Source organism: Jeotgalibacillus malaysiensis (assembly GCF_044789845.1).
In the GTDB taxonomy this organism is placed as follows: domain Bacteria; phylum Bacillota; class Bacilli; order Bacillales; family Jeotgalibacillaceae; genus Jeotgalibacillus; species Jeotgalibacillus malaysiensis_A.
On sequence record NZ_CP085252.1, the window covers coordinates 2610329 to 2632111 of the forward strand.

Consider the following 21783-nt stretch of genomic DNA (forward strand, 5'->3'; position numbering starts at 1 on the left):
GGCTAAAGCCTGCGGGGTCTCGCCTGGCCCTTCCTGCCGCAGGAGTCTCCGCCCTCCACTCCAATCACAAGCTGAGATTACTTAGTAAATTAATGATACGAAGCTCACCTTTATGATACAGAGACTTCTAAGAAAACAAGTATGAATGAATTTATTAAATAACAATATGATATCTGCATAGCTAATGACTGGAGTGGAAGGTGGGGACTCCGGGGCGATAAAGCGGGATAGCTGAGACCCCGCAAGGCGAAGCCTGAGGAGGCTCAGCGCCCGCCGCCCGGAAAGCCTCCACCTGGAGCTCCAGTCATTAGCCAACTTTCACAGATTCATATGAATAACGCTTATTAAACCCCGTGGCAGTTCTTATATTTCTTACCGCTTCCGCATGGGCATGGGTCGTTGCGGCCGACGTTGTTTTCTTTGCGGACCGGCTGGACTTTTTTCTTCGTCTCGCCGTCTGTTTTCGGGTTGACTGCCTGTCCTTTTGCAACTTCTTCACGCTCGATGTTGCTGCGGATTTCAGCTTTCATCACGTATTTTGTGACTTCTTCGTTTATTGACTGCTGCATCATTTCGAACATTGCGAAGCCTTCGTTCTGATATTCACGCAGTGGGTCGATCTGACCGTATGCACGCAGGTGGATACCCTGACGGAGCTGATCCATCGCGTCGATGTGGTCGATCCACTTTGTATCAAGTGAGCGGAGAAGTACAACTTTTTCAAATTCACGCATTCTTTCACCAAGCTCAGCTTCACGCTCATCATAACGCTTCGTTACTTCTTCCATAATAAGAGATTTCATCTCATCATTGGATTTACCTTCAAGCATTTCTGCTGTAACCACATTCTCAGGCAGCAGGTTGGCAAAGATAAAGTTTTCAAGAGCTTTCAGATCCCACTTACTTGTTTCTTCAACCATCGGTGCGTGTGCATCGACTGCATCGTGAACAGTTGTTTCAACCATTTTATCAACGATATGACGCAGGTTTTCTGATTCCAGAATTTCGTCACGGTCTGTGTAAATGATTTCACGCTGCTGACGAAGTACATCGTCATACTGAAGAAGCTGCTTACGCGCATCAAAGTTGTTACCTTCAACACGTTTTTGTGCAGATTCAACTGCGCGTGACACCATTTTACTCTGGATGGGCTGTGAATCATCCATACCAAGGCGTGACATCATATTTTTCATATTGTCTGAACCGAATCGGCGCATCAGGTCATCTTCCATTGAAAGGTAGAACTGAGTGACACCAGGGTCTCCCTGACGTCCTGCACGACCACGAAGCTGGTTATCGATACGGCGTGATTCATGGCGTTCAGTACCAATTACAGCAAGTCCGCCAAGATCTTTTACGCCATCGCCAAGCTTGATATCTGTACCACGGCCGGCCATGTTTGTCGCGATCGTTACTGCACCGCGCTTACCGGCGTCCGTAATGATCTGCGCTTCACTGCCATGGTTTTTCGCATTGAGCACATTGTGTGGAATCCCTTTTTTCTTCAGTTCACTTGCGATCAGTTCTGACGTTTCAATTGCAACTGTACCAACAAGCACAGGCTGCCCTTTCGTGTGGCGCTCAGCAATATCCTCAATCGCTGCCATATACTTTCCTCTGACAGAAGCGTAAATCAGATCAGCTTTATCGTCACGTACAATTTCACGGTTTGTCGGAATGACAACAACTCTCATGTTATAAATATTGCGGAATTCCTCTTCCTCAGTTTTTGCTGTACCTGTCATACCCGACAGCTTTTCATAACGGCGGAAGTAGTTCTGAAAAGTGATCGAAGCCATTGTCATCGATTCATTTTGAATCTCAAGACCTTCTTTCGCTTCAATCGCCTGGTGAAGCCCATCGCTGTAACGGCGGCCTTTCATCAGACGGCCTGTGAACTGGTCAACGATGACGACTTTTCCTTCTTCTACAACATAATCAAAGTCACGTTTCATTGAAGCATGTGCTTTTAGTGACTGTGTAATATGGTGGTTTAGTGTAACGTGCGCATAGTCATACAGATTATCAATACGGAAGGCTTTCTCCGCTTTTGTAATGCCGTCTTCCGTCAGCTGTACACCTTTTGTCTTTTCATCATAAGTGTAATCCTCATCAATTCTGAGGTTACGTACAAATGCGTTTGTCTGGATATAAAGCTGCGTATTCTTCTGAGCCTGACCCGAGATAATGAGTGGCGTTCTCGCTTCATCAATTAAAATCGAGTCAACTTCATCGATTACAGCAAAGTAAAGCGGACGCTGAACTTTCTGCTCTTTATAAAGCACCATGTTATCGCGCAGATAATCAAATCCGAGCTCATTATTCGTGCTGTAAGTGATATCAGCTAAATAAGCCTCGCGCTTTTCATCCTTGTCCATGCTATTTAAATTCAGTCCAACAGTCAATCCGAGGAAATTGTAAAGCTGGCCCATTTCTTCAGCATCACGGCTGGCAAGGTATTCGTTGACTGTGACAACGTGCACACCTTTTCCTGTGATCGCATTAAGATAAACAGGCATTGTCGACGTCAGCGTTTTACCTTCACCGGTTTTCATTTCTGCAATGTTGCCTTCGTGAAGCGCTGCGGCACCCATCATCTGAACGCGGTAAGGATCCAGTCCAAGCACACGCTTTGCACCTTCTTTTACAACAGCAAATGCTTCAGGCATTAAATCATCAAGTGATTCTCCCTGCTGAAAACGCTGCTTGAATTCATCAGTCTTTGCGCGCAGCTGTTCATCAGAAAGCTGTTCAATGCTGCCGGCAGTTGCAATCACTTTATCAGCAACTTTATCAAAACGTTTCACATCACGCTTATTGCCATCAAAAATTTTATTCAAAATTCCAGACATGTTAACGCTCCTTTATATAACGGGCGGAAAAACCGTCCTTGCTATTCACATCGCAAACAGAGTTTATACCCCTGCTACGTTGACTTTAAACCTACGTATACACCTAATTATCTTATCACTTACAGGGGGGATATACAAGAAATGGAGGGATGGGGTTTGGTGAGTGTGGCGGGAGTTGCGGCTTGTAGAGGCGGGTCTGTCCCGGATCTACGTTCTCGATAAGGTAGACCCGGGACAGACCCGCTTCTACCCCCACCCCAAAACAAAAACCGGGCCCCAGCCCGGTTTAAGTACGCTCCATATATTCAACGACTTCCATATCCACATATCCTTCAGCCTGCTGACGCATTTCGAAGTTTTCTGTGTGAAGATAGTTTTTAAGTGCTTTTTCAATTGACATGCCATCTTTTAGATAGCCGAGGCGCACAAGCTGGAGTTCAAGTTTTTTCTCCACTTCGCCTTCAATTGGCATAATATATTCTTTTTTAGACTCTGCAAAGTACAGCTGATGAAGCCTGTAAATCCGGATCAGTTCATCAACAGGGGTTGTATGATCATCGACACGCAGGTCAATATAGCGGTCGTTATGACCTCCATAACCACCCTTTTCTTTTACAACTAAAAGCGCAGCGGATTGCTGACCACGCGAGTCTCCGCCGGCAGCCTGACCAGCTGCTAGTGCAGCGAGCAGTCTGTCAGCGAGCGGCTGACCTTCTGCGTTTTCGTAGGCTCGTGCCATTGATTCCACGGTGCCTTCTACCAGCACATTGCCCTGCACAGCAAAATGTTTTCCGGTCATTCCGCCTGCCCAGTCGTAGCACTCTTCTCCAGTGTATGTAGCTGCATTACCCTGGTTATCAATGATGCCGACCTGTCTGTATGCACGGTCTTCATCATCTTTTGTTAAAAGCTCAAGCGTTTCTTCAGCCGTTTTACCAGCCATAATAAACGTCATTGCTTCAGGTCCGTATGCTGTATTCGCATAGGACTGTGTCGCCACTGCCCCGACGCCTGCAACAGCATGTGGCACAACAGCACCTACTGCCAAAAATTTCGACTGCGTTGCAACGCCCCACTCTTTTTCTACCGGATCATAACCCACGATTGAATATGTCATTTTCAGCACTCCCTTACATCAAGATGCTTATATTTACCCTAAGAAAACCGCCCCGTAAACCAGTGCGCCGGCGATCACAAATGCAGGATGCACCTTGAACCGCTCGAGTAAAACAAAACTGATCACTGCAAGTACGACAGTTTGTACTGTCCCGGTCGCTTCAATCGCATCCGCGAAAAATCCCCACGTCATCACGCCTAAAAGCACGGCAATTGTCGGTCGCACAAGTGTGGACATTTTTTTCACTCGGGGTGAATCCTTATATTTCATTATCAGTCCGAGCAGAACAATCATCAGAATTAATGATGGGGCGATCGTTGCAAAAAGCGCTACCCCTGCTCCTAAAATGCCGCCTTCTGCATAACCGATATAGCCTGCCATTTTTGTTGCGATCGGGCCTGGCAGTGAGTTACCGAGTGCGAGCACTTCTGAAAATTCCTGTGTCGTCATCCAGCCATAGCGGTCAACCACTTCATTTTCAACAAGTGGAATAGACGCCGGACCGCCTCCATAACCAAGGATTCCGGGTATAAAAAACGCCAAAAAGATTTCCCAGTAAATCATGCTTTAGCACCCCGCTTCCCGCCAAAAATCAGTGCATAAAGCAGAATGCCCAAAATGAGAATCGCCGGGTGCACATCCGCCACTTCAAGCAATAACAGGCTTCCTATAATCAGCGCAATCGCAATGCCCCAGCCGAGCGCAGTTTTGGATTTTTCCATAAAATCCCATGTCAGCACGGCAAGCATGACGCCAACCACCGGTACAACTGCCTGTGACATGCCGTTTACCCAGGCGACGTCACGATATGCATTTAAAGCCATCAGCATGACAATCATTGCGACTACTGTAGGAAAAGTTGTTGCGAAGACTGCATTGATCATGCCCAGTATGCCGCCGACACGGTAGCCGATATAACCAGCCATTTTTGTTGCAATCGGTCCCGGCATTGCATTGCCGAGCGCAAGTACATCTGAAAATTCCTCGTCGCTCATCCATTTATAATGTTCCACTACTTCCTTATGAACGAGTGGAATCGATGACGGTCCGCCCCCAAATCCGAAGATACCGACTCTGAAAAATCCCATGAACAGACCGCCCTGTTTATTTTTAGCCAATTGTCATCACCACGCTGCAATTTGTCCGTCTGTACGGGATTCTGTTCCGCCTTTTAACACGCCAGTCTTTGGATCGCGCCAGATAATCTGTCCGCGTCCAAAAGATCCGCCGTCTGTTGTTACCTGAATCGTATGTCCTTTTCTTACAAGCGCCTGCGCTAAATGGTTCGGGAAGTGCGGCTCCACGTGAACCGTTTTTCCATTGATCCACTGCCATCTCGGTGCATCAAGCGCTGCCTGCGGATTCAAGTGAAAATCAATCGTATTCACAGCAACCTGGAAATGACCCTGCGGCTGCATATAACCACCCATGACACCAAATGGACCGACTGCTTCACCGTCTTTAGTAAGGAATCCAGGAATAATCGTATGATACGTCCGTTTTCCAGGCTTCAGCGCGTTCGGATGTTCAGCATCCAGACTGAAATCATGCCCTCTGTTTTGAAGTCCGATCCCAGTTCCCGGCACAACAACGCCCGAGCCAAATCCCATATAGTTACTCTGAATATATGAAATCATATTTCCTTCATCATCTGCAGCAGCCAGATAAACCGTTCCGCCTTTAGGAAGCTCCATTGGCTCAGGATCAATTGCCTTTTCACCGATCACTTCCCGGCGTTTATCCGCATACTCTTTTGATAAAAGCTCTTCAGTTGAAATCGGCATATCCTCAGGCTCTGTAATGAATGCTTTTCCATCTGTAAACGCAAGCTTCATCGCTTCAATCTGCTTGTGATATGTATCTGCACTCTGGAATTCATCAAAGTCAAACCCCTGCGCGATATTCAGCGCCATCAGTGCAATCATCCCCTGACCGTTCGGCGGGATTTCCCACACATCATAGCCGCGGTAATTCACAGACACAGGGTCAACCCATTCAGGCTTGAACGCTGCAAGGTCCTCTTTTGATAAATACCCGCCGTGCTCCTTCATATAAGCATCAATTTTATCAGCTAACTGTCCGCTGTAAAAGCTTTCCGACTTTGTTTCAGCAATTTCTTTTAACGTCTCAGCATGTCCTTTTGATGACCACATCTCACCAATTTCAGGTGCACGGCCCTCAGGTGTGAACGTATCAAACCATGGTTTATATACGTCATCCTTGAAAATCTCTTTGAATTTCTCAACCGCAGACTTCCAGTACTTCCCGAGAATCGGTGATACCGGGTAGCCCTCTTCAGCCAAACGGATCGCTGGTGCCATCAGCTTTTCAAAAGGAAGTTTACCATGCTTTTCAGAAAGCTCAGCCCACGCAGCCGGCACACCGGGTACAGTCACCGGCTCCACGCCAAACACAGGCATCTTTTCATAGCCGCGCTTCTTCATTTCTTCTATTGAAATAGACTGCGGTGCAGGTCCACTCGCATTCAGCCCGTGCAATTTATTTTTCGTCCAAACAAGTGCGAACGCATCGCCGCCAATCCCGTTTGAAGTTGGCTCCACAACAGTCAGTGCTGCAGCTGTTGCAATTGCAGCATCAATCGCATTGCCTCCCTGCTGCAAAATCTCAAGCCCTGCCTGCGCAGCAAGCGGCTGGCTCGTCGCCACCATTCCACGCTTTGCAAAAACCGTATTTCTCTGTGATGAAAATGGATGATATAAGTAATCTGTTGTCATCTATGTACACTCCTTTTATTTCGAAATACGAACCAATGCGTTTTATTATAGTCTAAATTGAGGGAAAATTCTAGTTTTGATTTAAAAAGGGTAGAAGCGGGTCTGTCACGGGTCTACTAAAAACGATGAATGAGGCTGATATGTCACTTAATTGTACTTTCATGACACTCAACGTAGCATATACCTACTTCAAGCCGGGTGTATCGCTACTTCGATGACAAGCATAGGCCCTTCAATCAAAGAAACATGTCGTTCAAGCAAAGTACGTTCAACAAAAAACGCCGGATGCTTAACTTAAAGCATCCGGCGTCTCCCCCCACCTAGCTGAAATAGAATCAAATTCGTTTTTTAGCATTTAAAGAGTGACTAACGACAGTATACAATTCCCGAGCCCCTTCAGCTGTAAGATGTGTTCCGCTGCTGTCAATCATGCCGGATTGTATCAGGTACTTATCAGGATCAGGATCATGCTCTGCTCCGGACTTTTTCAAAAAATACTGCCATACATCAATCAATTGTACTCGTTCCGTATCTGAAATTTCTCTAACAATATCATTATATTGATCTACCCAATCACGTGGAGAGATATCCTTAAAGAATGAGGTATGATGTCTCGAAAGATAATACCCATCCCCACCGCTTCCTTCTATTAAAGGGATGACCGTCATAAGGACCGGCTTCTTGGAAGTTTGACGAATAAGGTTAATAAAGTACAACAAATTCTCTCTATATCTGCTCAAGCTGACTTTTGGTTTATTCTTTTCTGTCATGACAGCATCATTTGTACCAAACATGATAAATACCGCATCACCATTTAAGTTTATTTCTCCATTGGTTAACCTGATTCTTGCATCTTCAGTCGTGTGACCATTCACCCCTTCATTGACAACTTCTATACCCGTCAACCCGGATAAAAGTGTGGTCCAATTTTTACTCCCCAGCATCTCACCTTTTGTATTGCTGTCTCCTATTACGATGATTTTCAACCGTATGCACCTCGTATCTTCACAGGGAAAGAGAGCTCTAATAATAGAACTCTCTTAACACTATGGCCTATTAATTTCCTCTGCCGGGATGTAACTTCCCATTTTTGTGCGTTACATGTACTTCTATTTCACTTGTATAATTAGCGGTATTGTTGATTCCCTCTGGCAATTGCAGCTCTCCGATTATGGTATATGTTCCTTTTTTCTTGTCGTGATAGTCAGATTGCTCCTTGTTCCAGACCACCGGTACTTCAAGCTGATAGTCCTGATCGTTCAGCGTTACTGTTACGACCGGCGGCAGCTCTACATCATCCAGCGGTGTTTTATGCTTAACATAGACTGCTTCAGGTTTTTCGACGGAATTCACTTCTGTTTCTTCCATTGAATAAACGTACACGTTGTCATAGTAGACATTAGAAACATACGCTTCATTACTTGCTAGGTGAACCACCATGAATGCGGCACCCTCAGGAGGTGTTACAGTAAATTCATCGTTTCTCCACTCACCAAGTTTCCCATCAAAGATGATACCAAGCCCGCGTGTCAGATTAATAAACTCTTTATTTTCATCATAGTAGCGAACCTGAAAAAGTGATCGACTTGAAGAAAAAGCAGTACCTGTTTCAGGATTTATAAGAGGCTGATCCAAGTAAAAACTTGCGCCTGCAGTGTATTCTTTCCCCGGTACAACAGGGATCATTGATGACTCAAGTGCAGCAAAACCAACAGTTGTGGCATCCTTTAAGCTTAAGCTGTACTCTCCTGACCTTGAAATTGAATCTGTCAGTTCAAGGGAAGTATGATCTTTCTCGGCAACCACTCTCCAGCCAGGGATTTCACCATCCAGATATCCTTTTTCAAAATCTGCATTTTCAATCAAATAATATTTTTTGAATAGCCCGAACTGTTTTTCAAGTACAGTGATTTCTACTGAAGCCTTTAACGCTTCCTGGTTCATAATGCCCTCCGGCAGAACCGGTTCACCGTATATCACATTATTGCCCGGTGTGGTTGCATCGTAATCTGAATTGCTGATCTCCCATTCAATATTCATATCTATTTCATTTCCGTTACTCAAAACTCCCCGCACTGATGATGGGAGATTGAGCTGCTCTGCTGTTGTGCCGTATGCTACTGTAATCGGCTCTATATCTCCAATACTCACAACCTCAGGTGCGGCTTCAGTAGACACATAAACATCATCATAATAGACATTTGATACCCAGTTGGTGCTTCCTCCAAGATGAACAGTCATATATGCTGCTTCTTCGATCGGCGTTACACTGAACTCTTTGACCTGCCACTGATGCAGGGGTCCAAGCAATTCTGTCCCCAGACCGCTTGTATACTGAATAAGCTCTTTATTTTCATCATAATACCTGACCTGCATAAGGCTGCGGTTTGATGAAAAGTTTCCTCCGGCAGGATTTTCAGGAGGATCAGATAAATAGTAGCTGACACCAATTGTGTATTTTTGACCCGGTGTCACTGAAAACAGATCTGATTCGAGTGTTGCAATCTTTGATGTGGACTGATCAAGCATTCTTAAACTCTGATTACCTGATAAGGAGAAATCTCCTGAAATTTCCAGAGACGTATTTTCCTGCTCTATAAAGGGTCTCCAGCCAGGAATCACGCCATCTGTTACTTCCATTTCAAAATCTGCGTTCTTAATATCAATTTCAGTCTGGACAGGTGCATTTACGTCATCTACTACGCGAATCCGTTTGAGCATTGACGCTTCGCTGTAATAGATGTGTCCATCATCTCCAATTACCATCAGATTTGTACGGGTACCCGGAAATGATTGATGCTCCATTGTATCTGTATCAATCACAACTATTTGACTGCCCAGGGTGGTATAAAGAAGAGACCCTTCCCAACGCAACTTCACTGGACTCCATAGGTGAGAAAAATTCCAGTTAGTTGAAATGATTTCTTTTTGTTTTACGACTTCATAAGTATCAGGGTCTAATGCAAATATTGTTCCATAAGCAGCACCCCATATATTTCCATCAGGCCCCGCTGACAGGCTTCCAATCGCTTTTGGCTTTTGACCATCTGCTAATTGAATATCAGGAACAAACTCTGCAATTTTTTCATCGTTTTCAACATCCCATACGAACATTTTTGCTTCTGTTGCTTTTGGCTCGATACCAAGCCCGTTCCAAATCGTCGTTGAACCAAATAACTTACCATCCTGATATGCGAGACCCATCACACTTTGGTCCTCTACGACATTTCTATGAGTATCCCAATTTACTCCATCAAAAATCGAGATAGCGCCTCCATAAGTACCGCCTTTTGAAATCGTACCTGCAAATAAATATCCATCCCCTGTTGTCATTGCAAAAGGTCTGTCCTGATCTTCTTCAATGTCATGGATTTTATAAGGATTATTTTCACTGATCGGCAATGCAGGATCCAGTTCATAGATTTGTGCACCTGCATATACGCCAAACATCATTTTATCACCATATGGTGTCATCCCTTCAGTCTGGCCCATGCTGAATCTCTCAGTCTCACCGGTCTCAATATTATACCTTGTACCTGATGAGCCATGATAACCACCCATATACAGAAGACCATCCGGACCAAATTCCATTGCCTGAACGGAGATTGGTGTCCCACTCACGACTGGCGCTCGATCTTTTATCACACCAGTTTCAAAGTTGATGAGCTTTACACTCCCGCTTGCAATTGTGGCAAGTGTTTTTCCCGGTAGTTCTGGATCTCCCTCAACTTCAATCCATGTACCATGTCTGAAATAAAGACCATATGCAATGTCGGTTGGGGTAGACACTTTTGTGGAGAGATCAAATTCTACAAATTTATTTTCTGCAATATAATAGGTTTTTCCATCAATCTCAGGTGTAACATACATACTGCGGTAATTTTCAATCACTTCAACCCATTCATCATTTTTCATGTCATAAATCAGTCCAAGATTCGGAGTAGATGACATGTGAATAAAGAGAAATTCGTTTACAGCCTGCATTCTGAAAAGACCTGGTGCATCATTTTCTGTATACCCTGTTTCTTCAGGAAAAGGAATGTATACTCTCTCACCTGTTTCAGGATCCATTTTAAACAGACCTCCAACTGTTGCAGTACCAGCAAAGAGATTGCCATCATAATAAGCTACATCCTGTACATATTGGCGGTTTGTTCCGAAAGCTTCGTAGAGTTCGATTTCACCTTCTACAGGATCATATTTAAATACCTGACCAGTCGGGTATGTTCCGCCATAGACTACATTATTTTCATCCACAGCAAGACCATAAATCGTTGAAGAGCCTGGAGGATTTCCCAAGTTCTCTACCTGTTTGACAGCAGGATCATAGACAAACAGATTTCTTCCACTTGTAATATAGACGAGACCATTTCCGTCCACTACATGTCCCCAGGTCTGACCGCCTCCTGTTAGTGGTATTTCGCTTATTAACTCGTTTGTCTGAAGGTCAATTATACTGAATAATGCGGGATCCCCCGTTACAGTCGTATATAAAACCTCTCTGCCATCTTCAATTCCATATGCGCTATCCAACGTACCAGCATTTGTTACAAATTCACCAAGGTCTTCAGGTTCTGAGAAATAACCCGGAATACTGTCTGCTTTTGCTGTAAAAACTCCAAATGACAATATGAGCAGAAAAGCCAATAGAATAGCAGTGATCTGTTTACTGGAAACCTGTAAAGATATATTCACGATTGTTTCCTCTCCTTTTATGGTGTTGGATTCATATGCTGGTGTCCTTGAAATAGCGCTTCACTCTACTTCCTTACCGTTTCGGATTTTTTTGCTGATTCATACGCCATGAGTGCTGCCTCTACAGCGCGTAAACCGTCTTCTCCTGTGATAGAAGGGCTGCGAAGGTTGCGGACAGACTCAATAAAGTCTGAAATCAGTCCGTAATCCATATCCTGTCCCACAAAATCGTAAGTAAGATTTTGTGATTTATTTTTATGAAATACTGATAAATGCTCACCAAACGCATCTGCACGGACCGTTTTTTTCGTTCCAATTACTTCAATTGTTACATCTCCCCATGTCGGGTAATCAGGATAACGCGACCAGCTGGCATCGTGTGAGGCAATTACCCCATTTTCAAATTCAAACGTCAGCAGTCCGGTATCATCAATTTCACTTTCATGATAGATCGTATCAACAAAAGCCTGTACTTCTTTCACCTCACTGCCGGTAAACCATCGCATGATGTCTACCATATGTACAGTGTGATCCAGAACAGCTCCGCCACCTGCTTTACTAGGATCAATAAACCATCCACCCGGGTTCTGACCGCGATTAGTCGTTCGAAATGCAATAATATCTCCTAAATCTCCATGATCAATCTGCTCTTTCAAATTACGTATCACTGAATTAAAGCGAACCGGAAAAGCAGTCTGTAACAGGACATGATGTTCTTTGCAGATATTGATCATTGTTCTGCAGTCATTTAATGACAACGCGAGCGGCTTCTCGCACAAAATGTGTTTTTTATTCCTGGCAGCATACTGAACCATTTCAAGGTGCCGGCTATTTTCAGAACAAACAATCACAGCGTCTATCTCTTTTGAAAAAAACGCTTCATATGTCCTGTCCACCTGTATTCCAAATTCTCTTTCCAGCTTCACGACACGGCTGCTGTCATCATCAAAAATTGCACTTATGTCAACGCCCTGCTTTTTCAATGCATCTGCATAACTGTATGCATGCATATGTGCAAAACTCATCATTCCAATTTTCATGACATCAACTCCACCATTTGATTTACTTCATGAACAGTAAAGCCCGGATGTTGATCAGACTTTACAGATGTACACGCTTCGAGAATTCCATTTTCATTACTAAAAGCCCGGTTCACATCGCTATTAAATGTAATGATTTTCTCCTGACCACTCCATTCCAATTCAAAATGAAATGGACGGCCAAAAGTATAATCAGCGTGCATGATCGTACCTTCTTCAAATAACACAGAAATAATCAGATGTTCGTCATGTCTTTTCATAAAGCATTTATTAACTTTCCCAAATATTTTCTCAAGCGTCAGCAGATCAACAGCAGCTACTGTTACTGGATCTTTCGCTTCAGGCAGAATGCGTCTGATTCTGAACACGCCTTTTTTGCTTTTTTCCTCTGCAATCGCTGACTTTGCTTTTATAAAAACCGGATAAGTTGATAGTGGACTTATGAGCTGTCCGGATCCCTGAACCTCTGACCACTTTGCCTGCTCAGAGGAAATCATGCCTGTCATCACACTCACACCTTTCCAATCAGATCACGCAGACGGCTGACTGCTTCTTTATTCGCTTCCTTCGCATCATCAAAACCTTCATATTCAATTGAGAGAAAGTCCTGATATCCATTGTCTTTAAGCCCCTGTACAATCTTTTGAAGATTTACCTGACCGTCTCCGGGTACTACTCCAATCAGCTCAACTCCTTTTACTGATTTAAAACCAGTCAGCTGTTCCCCCACTTCTTTTTCACGGAAATCCTTAAAATGCACATGGCTGATTGAAGACTTTAACCGGTCAAAAGCATCCTCCGGTTCTTCATGAACAAGAAGAAAATTACCTGTATCAAATGTTGAAGTTACATAAGGGCTGTTTACTTCTTTGATCATTTTTGCAACCTGTTCACTTTTACCAGCAAGCAGTCCATGGTTCTCAACAGCAAGATAAACCTCTTCCTTTTCAGCTACTTTGGCCGCTTCCCTGAGACCTTCAACAATCCACTTTTCACCGTCTTTAAATGTTTCACCCTGCTTTACATCGCCACAAAATGTACGGACAATATTCGTACCGAGATCTTTAGCTGTATAAATGGCGTCTATGACCTTTTGGATTTCAGCCTTGCGTTCTTCAGCGTCAGACTTCACAAAATCATTTGATACATCATAGGCTGAGACAATCAGACCATGCTGTTCAAGGTAGTGATTTACTTCAGGAATTTCTCTTTCTTTATCAGTCCAATAGAAATCCAGCAGTTCAACGCCATCAAGTCCAATTTCCCTGGCATAGTCAAGAAAATCTATAATGCCCCATTGTTCTTCCTTTATCGTACTTGCCAGGCTGTACATACTTACACTGACTTTCATACTTCCGGCCTCCGTTTCTCATAAAAACTTTCCGGCCATTCCAGTTCCACCCCGGAATTCTGAAGCGTCTGTTGAAAAGATGCCAGAAGTGATTGATCATTCCTTACCTCTTTTGGTGTATGACCTGTGCGGATACAAAAAGCAGCCAGTTCACCAGCGGATTCACCTATGTTCCACTCAACCGGGTGCAGCCTGTAACAACCATTTGTAATATGAGTCGTGCCAATGTTTTTACTGCCGGCAATCACATTATCCATATCTGCAGGAATCAGCGCGCCAAGTGGAATATGAAATGGAAGAGCGGGAATATCAAGGTAATTCCTGCCTCCAATACTCGGGTGCAGATCAATACTATATGAACCAACACCAACTGAATCTTCATACTGTTTTCCGCTTTGGTTTGGCTGGACACGGGGAGACACATCGTCTTCAGTGACGGTATATTCTGCTTTAATTCTTCTTGATTCTCTGATATAAGGTGCTTTAGCAAGTCCGTCCCTTGTCTCAAAAATATCTTTTCTGAGCATTAGACCTGGATAACCTTTCTTTCCGTCAGCACGCTCAAGTTCCGTTTGCATCCAATAAAGAAGAGAAAGGCTAAGCTGCTTTGCCTGATAGTCATGTTTCTTCCGCTCTTCCTCTGATACTTCATACACATTTCCAAGAAAGTAATCATTCATTGGCCAGTTCATTAACGTGACTTCACCTGCATGTTCTATCTGCGCAAATGAGCCGGTATGCAGAATCCGCCGGTAATTCCATAATGGAAATCCGTTTTCTTCTTTAAAAAGCGTATAAGTTCGTTTTTCTTTTGTTTGTGGATGGGGTGCATAAAAACTTAAATACTGATCAGGCCAGAAATCGGGTTTGAAAGACTTCCAAAAATCATACATTTCCGGTTTTTCAATTGTGTGATCTTCACCGTCTCGATACTCGATTCCAAGTACATATGTAAAAGCCTGAATATCTTTCGGGTCTGCCACATCTCTTGCATGCTCTTCACCTGTTTCTGACTTTGCTTCAGCGCCGGTTACATAGTTCATACCTGCAAGTGGCAGAAGGTCTCCCTCTTCACTTGCATCAATCACATATTTGCCGGATACCTGTGTATACTTGTCTGTTTCGACATGACGAAACACAACTGATTGCAGCATTCTGCCTGTACGTTCTGTCTCAGCCGGTGCTGTCTTGTAGTCTACAGTCAGAAGACCAGTAAGCTGATAAGGTAATATCATTTCCTTCAGTACCTGAAGTGATACTCTCGGGTCGTGACAAATATTGCTTACAAGTCCATTGCCGGGATTTAAGTGCTTTTCTTCAGCTGTTACATTCATGATTTTTTTATAAGTGGAACGAACTGATTCTCTGTATTCACGGTAGCGTAGAGTTCTTCCAAACTCTTCAATCCACTGGTGTTCATCAGGTGGTACTCCCTGGGAAGTTACCTGCCCGCCAATCCAGTCAGTCGGTTCTGACATATAGACGCGCAGACCTTTAGCACATGCAGCGATTGCAGCTGCAGTACCTCCAAGACCGCCTCCAATAATGATTAAATCTACTGTTAGCTGATTCATATTAAAGCAGGACCTCTCTTCCTTCTTTTGCAGATTGATAGATCGCATTCAGCATTTTCATCACTTCAACACCATCTTCAACCGGAGCGATTTGTTCTGCACCATTTTCAATCACGTCTACAAAATGTGAAATCTCACTTTGAAACGCTTCAAACATATCAAGACCCGGATGATCAATTTGCGGATCCATATTAAAAATCATATCGTTGACTTCTGTCATTACTTTCAACGCCGGTTCGAGCTCTGCACCGCCTTTATCACCATAAAGCTGGCAGCTTAGTTCATCTTTCTTTGCGTGTAAGGTAAAGCTGACATCGACTAGCAGACTTGCACCATTTTCAAAGCGGATCATCGCATTAGTCAGGTCTTCAACTGAGTTAACGGTTGGATCATAGTCAGCTGCTTTATAAAAATCAAGATGCTTAATGTTGCTACGGTTACCAAGCTTATAATAAGCATTTCCTGATACAGACACCGGCTTTGGTCTGCCCATTAGATACCAGCAAATATCGATCATATGTACACCGAGATCAATCAGAGGTCCACCACCTGATCGTGTTTTATCACTGAACCAGCCTCCCGGATTGCCAAGGCGGCGCAAACAACTCGCTTTTGCATAGTAGATCTCGCCAAGTCCATCAGTTTCAATAAAGTCTTTCAGCCATTTCGCGTTGTTAGCGTGTCTGCGGACAAAACCTACCTGAACAATCTTACCCGTTTGTCTCTGGGCTTTCTGAACACCCAGCGCTTCTTCTGTCGTAATGGAAAGCGGCTTTTCAACCAATACATGCTTTCCCGCATGAAGTGCTTTAACTGCCAGGTCTGCATGTGTATTATTCCAGGTGCAAATGCTTACGGCTTCAACGTTCGTATCTGAAAGGAGTCCATCAATCTCCGTATAGAGTGCTGATACATTGTATTGTGCACCTTTTTCTTTGAGCCGCTGCTCATTCATATCAGCAAGAGCGACAATCTCTGCACGTCCATCATCATGATAAGATTTAAGATGAAAATCTGAAATTGAACCAAGTCCGATTACGCCTACTTTTACCATTAGAATCGTCTTCCTCTCTCTTTTAGGCTCTATAATCAATAATATAGGTGAGTGCATCTTCCGGATTAAAGATATCCTGAAATGCTTCCGCTGTTTCATTCAGCTTCCGTTTTTCCTGGTGAAATGCAGATACATCAATCTTTCCAACGGATACGAGCCGAAGAAATTCAGCAATATTCCTTCCCTCAGTCCACCGTACATATCCATACGGGTAGTCGACTGCTTCTTTTTCATAAACTGGGTCATATCTTCCGGGTCCGCCTGCACGGGAAATCAGAATCTGAGCTTCTTTCCGGAACATAACTGAACGGGGGAAATCAGGCTCAACGTCCCCTACAATGACCACCTTGCCCTTATCCCTGACCCACTGTATACTTTCACCAGTCAATGACGTTTTTTTTCCTCCGGTACATAGCAATACTGCATCAGCACCATTCCCGCCAGTTTCAGACATAATGCTGGATTCAACTTCCTCCAATCCGGTCTCAGCTATAATCCCAAGCTCTCTGAGTGAATCTGCACGTTTTCTGCTCAAGTCGCAGCCAATGACATGATATGAAGCGGCATCAGCTATTTGGGCGATTAATCTTCCTAAAGGGCCAAGCCCGACAACTGCAACCGTTTCGCCAAATTGCAATGATGCCGTTCTTAATGCATGAATGGCAATTGCCCCTATTCCACACAGTGACGCTGCTTCAGAAGAAACATTATCAGGTACTTTCGCACAAAGTGTAGCCGGGACGCTGAGCCACTCTCTATGTCCAACATAAGGAGCACCGTAACAGGCCACCCGGTCTCCAGGTTCAAACCCCGGAGCAATAGATTCTGTTACCACACCCATTGCACTATAGCCCAGATCAATCGGGTTTTCCTTACTGATCTGAATAATTGTTTTCTCAGTTCCGGCAGATATAGCGGAAAATTGTGTTTTGATCAGAATATATCCTTCTTTTAATAAAGGGATTTCAGCTGTCACCAGCTCAGCCCGGCCATTTCTTGCAGTCACTTTCTTCATCATAGATTTCACCCCTGCCGCCACCTGTTTACATTCGCACTGACAAACTCATCGTCACTCAAATGAGGATATTGTGAAAAGATCCGTTCAATTTCTTCTGACTGTCCCGGACTGAGTCTCTCATGGTCCATCAGGCACCAGTTACCTTTTAGCAGCCCCTGCCTGCTGAGCACTTCATTAATCCCTGCGATACTGCCTTTAAATTGGTTTGCAGAATCAAAGAAAGCTGCATTTGCATCCGTTACTTCCTGACCTGCAATAAGCAAATCAGATGAGATATGACCTTGTTTTCTATCCTGTTGTACCTGTTCAAATAATTCGACTGCTTTTTTGGTCCATACAGACCAGTGACCAAGTAACCCGCCAACGATCTGCTTTTCAACCACGCCCTGATCAGTTTGTATTTTATAATTTGTTAGTAAATCAGCTACAATATTATCGTCATTGCCTGTGTAGAGCGCAATCTGATCATTCCGCGTTGAAGCTGCTACCGCTCTGACGACATCAAGCGTACAGTAACGGTCAAATGGTGCGATTTTGATCGCATGGACATTTGGTATTTCAGCGAATGCTTTCCAAAAGTGATAGCTGAGTCTTCTGCCACCGACAGCCGGCTGAAGATAGAAGCCGAATAACGGAATGATAGCTGCTACTTTCCCTGCGCGATCGAGCAATTCTTCTTCACTCCAGTCATTCAGTCCCCCCATACTTAAAAGCCCGAGATCATATCCTTTATCCGCTGCAAACATCGCTTCTTTTACAGCCTGCTCAGTATTTCCTGCGAGACCGGCAACCTTGATAAAATCTTGTGTAATCCCCGCTGTTTCGATCTCTTCCATCGCAAGTCCCAGCACTTTTTCATACAGGTTAAATTCGGGATCTCTGATTTCAAACTGTGTTGTATGAACACCAACTGCAACACCGCCGGCTCCTGCTTCAATATAATAGCGGGTCAATGCACGCTGACCATTTTCATCAAGCGTTTTATCTTCGTTTAATGCAAGCGGATGGGCGGGAATCACTGTCCCATCCAATAGCTTTTGTTTGATTTTTTTTGAGATCATTTAAAACGCTCCTTCTCTTTCCTGGAAGTGTGTCGGTTTATTTAATGTATAGCCTCCATCACTAACCCAGTCAGCGATTAAATCAATCATCTCCTTCACAGAGACACGCGGATAGCCAAAAAGCTTGTGTGATTCAGAAGCATTGTTCAAAAGTGCCTTGTTTGACTCCTCTGAAATAAAGCTCAATGTTTTTCCGAACCTCGCAGCAAACTGTTCTGCAATCCATCTGGTTGATAATGTTTCAGGCCCTGTGACATTCAGGATCTTCGCTGGACTTTCAGTATGAAGCAGAGACCTGAGGGCGTATTCATTGGCATCTCCCTGCCAGATGACATTGACGTTCCCCATAGTCAGATCAACAGGCTGCTCTCTGTATACCTGATTTGCAATTTCGAGCAGAACGCCGTAGCGAAGGTCAATCGCATAATTAAGTCTGAATATCAGCATCTCTGTTTGATTTTTGTGCGAAAAGTGAGTGAGTACACGCTCTCTTCCCAGGCAGGACTGCGCATATTCTCCGACCGGGTTAACAGGGTGTGATTCATCACAGCCGTTTTGAGCGATATCTGTTAACGGATATACATTTCCTGTTGAAAAAGCAACCATTCTTGAATTTTTGTATTTTTCAGCAACCCTTCCCGGAATATAAGCATTCATTGCCCATGTAAAATGCTCATTTCCGGTAGTTCCAAATTTGTTACCAGCCATATACATGACATTTCTGGCATCAGGAAGATTCTGAAGGGCCTCATCATCTAATAAATCACAGGAAATTGTTTCAACTCCATGCAGCTCAAGTTCCTCTTTCAGTAAATGATTAGAAAACCTTGATACCCCGATCACCCGTTGGCTGCTGCCGATTTCGTTAAACGCTCTCTTTGCCATTTTTGCGAGCGTCGGTCCCATCTTGCCTCCCACGCCAATTATCAGTAAATCCCCATCCAGCTTCTTAAAATCCTCTATTAGTGCTTCTGAAGGTTCCGTCATAAACATCTCAAGCTGTTCAATTGTTTTCATTTCTAATTCCTCCCTTAAGGAAATATGTAAATTGACACAAATTATTTGAAGATTTAATCTATTAAAAGACATGTCTTTTAATAGAGTCTAAAAAGGTGGGTAAATGATGACTGTCTATCAAGCTCCCGGTGATTCCCGAATTCCAATCGGTATCATCGGTCCTCAACATCATTTTCAAGAGTTAAAACCTGTACTTAAAACATTTCCAAGCTTCATACCTGAGTTTAAAGAAGCAAATCATATTGACGAAATTCTGAAATATACAGAAGAGCTATTGAGCAGCTCAGCCGTTATCTTATTTTTAGAATGGCAGCATTATCTTGAAGCGAAGCAGCATTTGAGGTTTAATATCCCTGTTCATGTTGTTTCACCTTCAGGCACCGGTTTATACCGGGCAATCCTGCTCGCATCACATAAGTTTTCACCACTCGCATTAACGGTTGATACCGTTGAAAAAGAATATGTTGAACAAGTACTTGGAGATCTCAGTCTTTCAATTGAGTCACAAAAATATATTTCTTCAGATCATCTGCAGCAGACGAATGAAGTAATCAAACATCATCAGCTGTTTCTCGATGAGAATGGCGGCACTGTCATTACCGGCATTACTGAAGTTGCATCCAATATGGAGCGGGCAGGATATAACGTCCAATTGATCAGACCTACCAGACAGGATTTTATTGTCTCTTTAGAACGCGCACTTCTTTCGACTGACACCAGAAAAAATAAAGAGACACAGATTGTTTTTATGCTGATTAACATTGATTCATTCCGGCAGGTGATACACTCTTACCGCTCTGAACATGACATACAGCTTTTAAAGCTGAAAACCCAGGAATTACTTTTAGACTATGCTAAACAGCTGGACAGTCATTTTTTAACGATTGGGGATGAATATTTATTTATTACTACACGCGGGATATTTGAAAGTGAGACACGTGGTTACAAATATATCCCACTGCTTCATTCTATTAAAAAGCAGACTGGATTCAGCGCGAGTATCGGAATCGGTTTCGGACAGTCAGCTGCTGACGCTGGAAACCATGCACGACTTGCTTTAAAACAATCTAAGGATGTCGGTGGAAACGCCTGTTACATTGTCCGCGAAAACCGGAGCGTTGTTGGACCGGTTGAAGTTTCACACTTAAATGATTACGAGCAGTATGAGCTGTCTATTACAGATCATGATTTCCTGGAACGTGCAGAGCAGGCAGGTATGTCAGCCGCTTACATGAAAAAACTGATGGCACGTGTTACCCGGCATAAAAAAACGGATTATACAGCGCAGGAACTCGCTCAAACTCTTAACATCACAGTCCGAAGCGCACATCGCATCCTTTTAAAGTGGATGGATGCTGATCTTGTAAGGATTATCGGTGAAGAAAAGCTTACTTATAAAGGAAGGCCGAGAAGAATTTACAGTCTAACCTTTACCGAAGACAACTGAGCTTGATTTAATGCTTCCGTAATCCGTATGGTATCAAGCATCTGATCATGAGATAAAGGTGACTTTCCTGATTTGGTGAACTCAATTAGCCTTTCTATTAAGCCATCAAACAGATTACTTCCAATGACCGTGTGACACTTATCATCAGGATAATTAACAGTTGCTTCAAATTGGTAATTATCCTGATGAAAGGTCACAAAATGGGTTCTGCCTTCTGTATCCTTTAAATGAAACTTATGCTGATTATCATAACCGTTGAATGAGACTTCTTTTATCTTTGCGCCCGTTATGCCGTGCAGCATGTCAACTAAGTGAATACCGTACCAGAAATATCCGTTCTGTGTTTCCTGCCACTCAATCGGTCCAAAGCATGCTGCTGAGACCAGGTTATTCTGGTCAGCATTTAATTCTTTTGCAAACCTTAATGCTGAACTGCTCATCACTGGAACATGCTTTTGTTCAGCCAGCTCAAGCAAATTATCTGCTTCCTTTAGTGATAAGGCTAAAGGCTTGTTAATATAAACCGGTTTTCCTGCATCTGCGATCTCCATGAACTGACTGAGACGATACCTGGCATCTGCTGTTTCAAGCCAGATCACATCACTATGATTGATTAAATCATCCAGCGAACGAGCTTGCTTTACCCCGTAGCGATCTTTAAGCAGTGAAAGATTATCAGGTATTTTATCAGCAGCAAAACGGAAATCCTCAGTGGTACAAGGAAATACAGATGATATCATGACGTCACGTTCATGATTGATCGCTTTAGCAAATGGAGAAATATGTGAAGTATCCAGTCCAATGATGCCAACTTTTAACATA

The 21783-nt window shown here is 43.6% G+C and carries 17 protein-coding genes; 1 reads left to right on the top strand and 16 read right to left on the bottom strand.

Features of this window, described 5'->3' with window-relative positions; genetic code table 11:
* Positions 1 to 344 precede the first annotated feature (344 nt).
* The 15 genes from secA to LG330_RS14030 all read right to left on the bottom strand — a co-directional run bounded on the left by secA (position 345) and on the right by LG330_RS14030 (position 19514).
* A complete protein-coding gene (secA, locus tag LG330_RS13960) occupies positions 345 to 2852 on the bottom strand; it encodes a preprotein translocase subunit SecA (RefSeq protein ID WP_404404800.1) in 2508 nt (835 codons plus the stop codon).
* A gap of 286 nt (positions 2853 to 3138) precedes the next feature.
* Positions 3139 to 3969: a DUF1028 domain-containing protein gene (locus tag LG330_RS13965; RefSeq protein WP_404404802.1), complete on the bottom strand. Its 831-nt coding sequence runs from the start codon at positions 3967 to 3969 to the stop codon at positions 3139 to 3141.
* A gap of 33 nt (positions 3970 to 4002) precedes the next feature.
* Positions 4003 to 4533 (bottom strand): chromate transporter, encoded by a 531-nt coding sequence (locus LG330_RS13970; RefSeq protein ID WP_041123211.1) that lies wholly within the window; start codon positions 4531 to 4533, stop codon positions 4003 to 4005.
* The gene (locus LG330_RS13975) at positions 4530 to 5057 is read right to left on the bottom strand and encodes a chromate transporter (protein ID WP_404409621.1); all 528 of its coding nucleotides are present in this window, start codon (positions 5055 to 5057) and stop codon (positions 4530 to 4532) included. The genes LG330_RS13970 and LG330_RS13975 overlap by 4 nt, the downstream gene beginning before the upstream one ends.
* A gap of 36 nt (positions 5058 to 5093) precedes the next feature.
* A complete protein-coding gene (locus tag LG330_RS13980) occupies positions 5094 to 6704 on the bottom strand; it encodes a gamma-glutamyltransferase family protein (protein WP_404404804.1) in 1611 nt (536 codons plus the stop codon).
* A gap of 335 nt (positions 6705 to 7039) precedes the next feature.
* Positions 7040 to 7690, bottom strand: coding sequence for an SGNH/GDSL hydrolase family protein (locus LG330_RS13985; protein ID WP_404404806.1), 651 nt, complete (start codon positions 7688 to 7690; stop codon positions 7040 to 7042).
* Between the two features lie 70 nt (positions 7691 to 7760).
* Positions 7761 to 11399, bottom strand: a complete 3639-nt coding sequence (locus LG330_RS13990; RefSeq protein WP_404404808.1) for an Ig-like domain-containing protein — start codon at positions 11397 to 11399, stop codon at positions 7761 to 7763.
* 65 nt (positions 11400 to 11464) lie between these two features.
* Positions 11465 to 12439: a Gfo/Idh/MocA family protein gene (locus tag LG330_RS13995; RefSeq protein ID WP_404404810.1), complete on the bottom strand. Its 975-nt coding sequence runs from the start codon at positions 12437 to 12439 to the stop codon at positions 11465 to 11467.
* On the bottom strand, positions 12436 to 12945 hold the full coding sequence (locus tag LG330_RS14000; protein ID WP_404404812.1) for a hypothetical protein: 510 nt from the start codon (positions 12943 to 12945) through the stop codon (positions 12436 to 12438). The genes LG330_RS13995 and LG330_RS14000 overlap by 4 nt, the downstream gene beginning before the upstream one ends.
* A 5-nt stretch (positions 12946 to 12950) precedes the next feature.
* Entirely contained in the window at positions 12951 to 13790 is an 840-nt protein-coding gene (locus LG330_RS14005; protein WP_404404814.1) for a sugar phosphate isomerase/epimerase family protein, read from the bottom strand.
* Positions 13787 to 15364, bottom strand: a complete 1578-nt coding sequence (locus tag LG330_RS14010; protein WP_404404816.1) for an FAD-dependent oxidoreductase — start codon at positions 15362 to 15364, stop codon at positions 13787 to 13789. The genes LG330_RS14005 and LG330_RS14010 overlap by 4 nt, the downstream gene beginning before the upstream one ends.
* 1 nt (position 15365) lies before the next feature.
* Entirely contained in the window at positions 15366 to 16424 is a 1059-nt protein-coding gene (locus LG330_RS14015) for a Gfo/Idh/MocA family protein (protein ID WP_404409623.1), read from the bottom strand.
* A gap of 16 nt (positions 16425 to 16440) precedes the next feature.
* The gene (locus LG330_RS14020) at positions 16441 to 17436 is read right to left on the bottom strand and encodes a zinc-binding alcohol dehydrogenase (RefSeq protein ID WP_404404818.1); all 996 of its coding nucleotides are present in this window, start codon (positions 17434 to 17436) and stop codon (positions 16441 to 16443) included.
* A gap of 5 nt (positions 17437 to 17441) precedes the next feature.
* On the bottom strand, positions 17442 to 18497 hold the full coding sequence (locus tag LG330_RS14025) for a dihydrodipicolinate synthase family protein (protein WP_404404820.1): 1056 nt from the start codon (positions 18495 to 18497) through the stop codon (positions 17442 to 17444).
* Positions 18498 to 19514 carry an NAD-dependent epimerase/dehydratase family protein gene (locus LG330_RS14030; protein WP_404404822.1) on the bottom strand — a complete coding sequence of 339 codons (1017 nt, stop codon included), beginning with the start codon at positions 19512 to 19514 and terminating at the stop codon, positions 18498 to 18500.
* Between the two features lie 106 nt (positions 19515 to 19620).
* Between LG330_RS14030 and LG330_RS14035 the strand changes: the two genes are divergently transcribed.
* On the top strand, positions 19621 to 20961 hold the full coding sequence (locus tag LG330_RS14035; RefSeq protein ID WP_404404824.1) for a hypothetical protein: 1341 nt from the start codon (positions 19621 to 19623) through the stop codon (positions 20959 to 20961).
* On the opposite strand, the gene LG330_RS14040 is transcribed toward LG330_RS14035, so the two are convergent.
* A complete protein-coding gene (locus tag LG330_RS14040; protein WP_404404826.1) occupies positions 20931 to 21782 on the bottom strand; it encodes a Gfo/Idh/MocA family protein in 852 nt (283 codons plus the stop codon). The genes LG330_RS14035 and LG330_RS14040 overlap by 31 nt on opposite strands.
* Position 21783 lies beyond the last annotated feature (1 nt).

Coding starts and splice junctions, on each gene's coding strand:
- LG330_RS13980 (WP_404404804.1), bottom strand. CDS start 6,704: ATGACAACAGATTACTTATATCATCCATTTTCATCACAGAGAAATACG.
- LG330_RS14010 (WP_404404816.1), bottom strand. CDS start 15,364: ATGAATCAGCTAACAGTAGATTTAATCATTATTGGAGGCGGTCTTGGA.
- LG330_RS13975 (WP_404409621.1), bottom strand. CDS start 5,057: ATGGGATTTTTCAGAGTCGGTATCTTCGGATTTGGGGGCGGACCGTCA.
- LG330_RS14025 (WP_404404820.1), bottom strand. CDS start 18,497: ATGATCTCAAAAAAAATCAAACAAAAGCTATTGGATGGGACAGTGATT.
- LG330_RS14000 (WP_404404812.1), bottom strand. CDS start 12,945: ATGACAGGCATGATTTCCTCTGAGCAGGCAAAGTGGTCAGAGGTTCAG.
- LG330_RS13965 (WP_404404802.1), bottom strand. CDS start 3,969: ATGACATATTCAATCGTGGGTTATGATCCGGTAGAAAAAGAGTGGGGC.
- LG330_RS13970 (WP_041123211.1), bottom strand. CDS start 4,533: ATGATTTACTGGGAAATCTTTTTGGCGTTTTTTATACCCGGAATCCTT.
- secA (WP_404404800.1), bottom strand. CDS start 2,852: ATGTCTGGAATTTTGAATAAAATTTTTGATGGCAATAAGCGTGATGTG.
- LG330_RS14020 (WP_404404818.1), bottom strand. CDS start 17,436: ATGATGAAGAAAGTGACTGCAAGAAATGGCCGGGCTGAGCTGGTGACA.
- LG330_RS14030 (WP_404404822.1), bottom strand. CDS start 19,514: ATGAAAACAATTGAACAGCTTGAGATGTTTATGACGGAACCTTCAGAA.
- LG330_RS14035 (WP_404404824.1), top strand. CDS start 19,621: ATGACTGTCTATCAAGCTCCCGGTGATTCCCGAATTCCAATCGGTATC.
- LG330_RS13995 (WP_404404810.1), bottom strand. CDS start 12,439: ATGAAAATTGGAATGATGAGTTTTGCACATATGCATGCATACAGTTAT.
- LG330_RS14040 (WP_404404826.1), bottom strand. CDS start 21,782: ATGTTAAAAGTTGGCATCATTGGACTGGATACTTCACATATTTCTCCA.
- LG330_RS14005 (WP_404404814.1), bottom strand. CDS start 13,790: ATGAAAGTCAGTGTAAGTATGTACAGCCTGGCAAGTACGATAAAGGAA.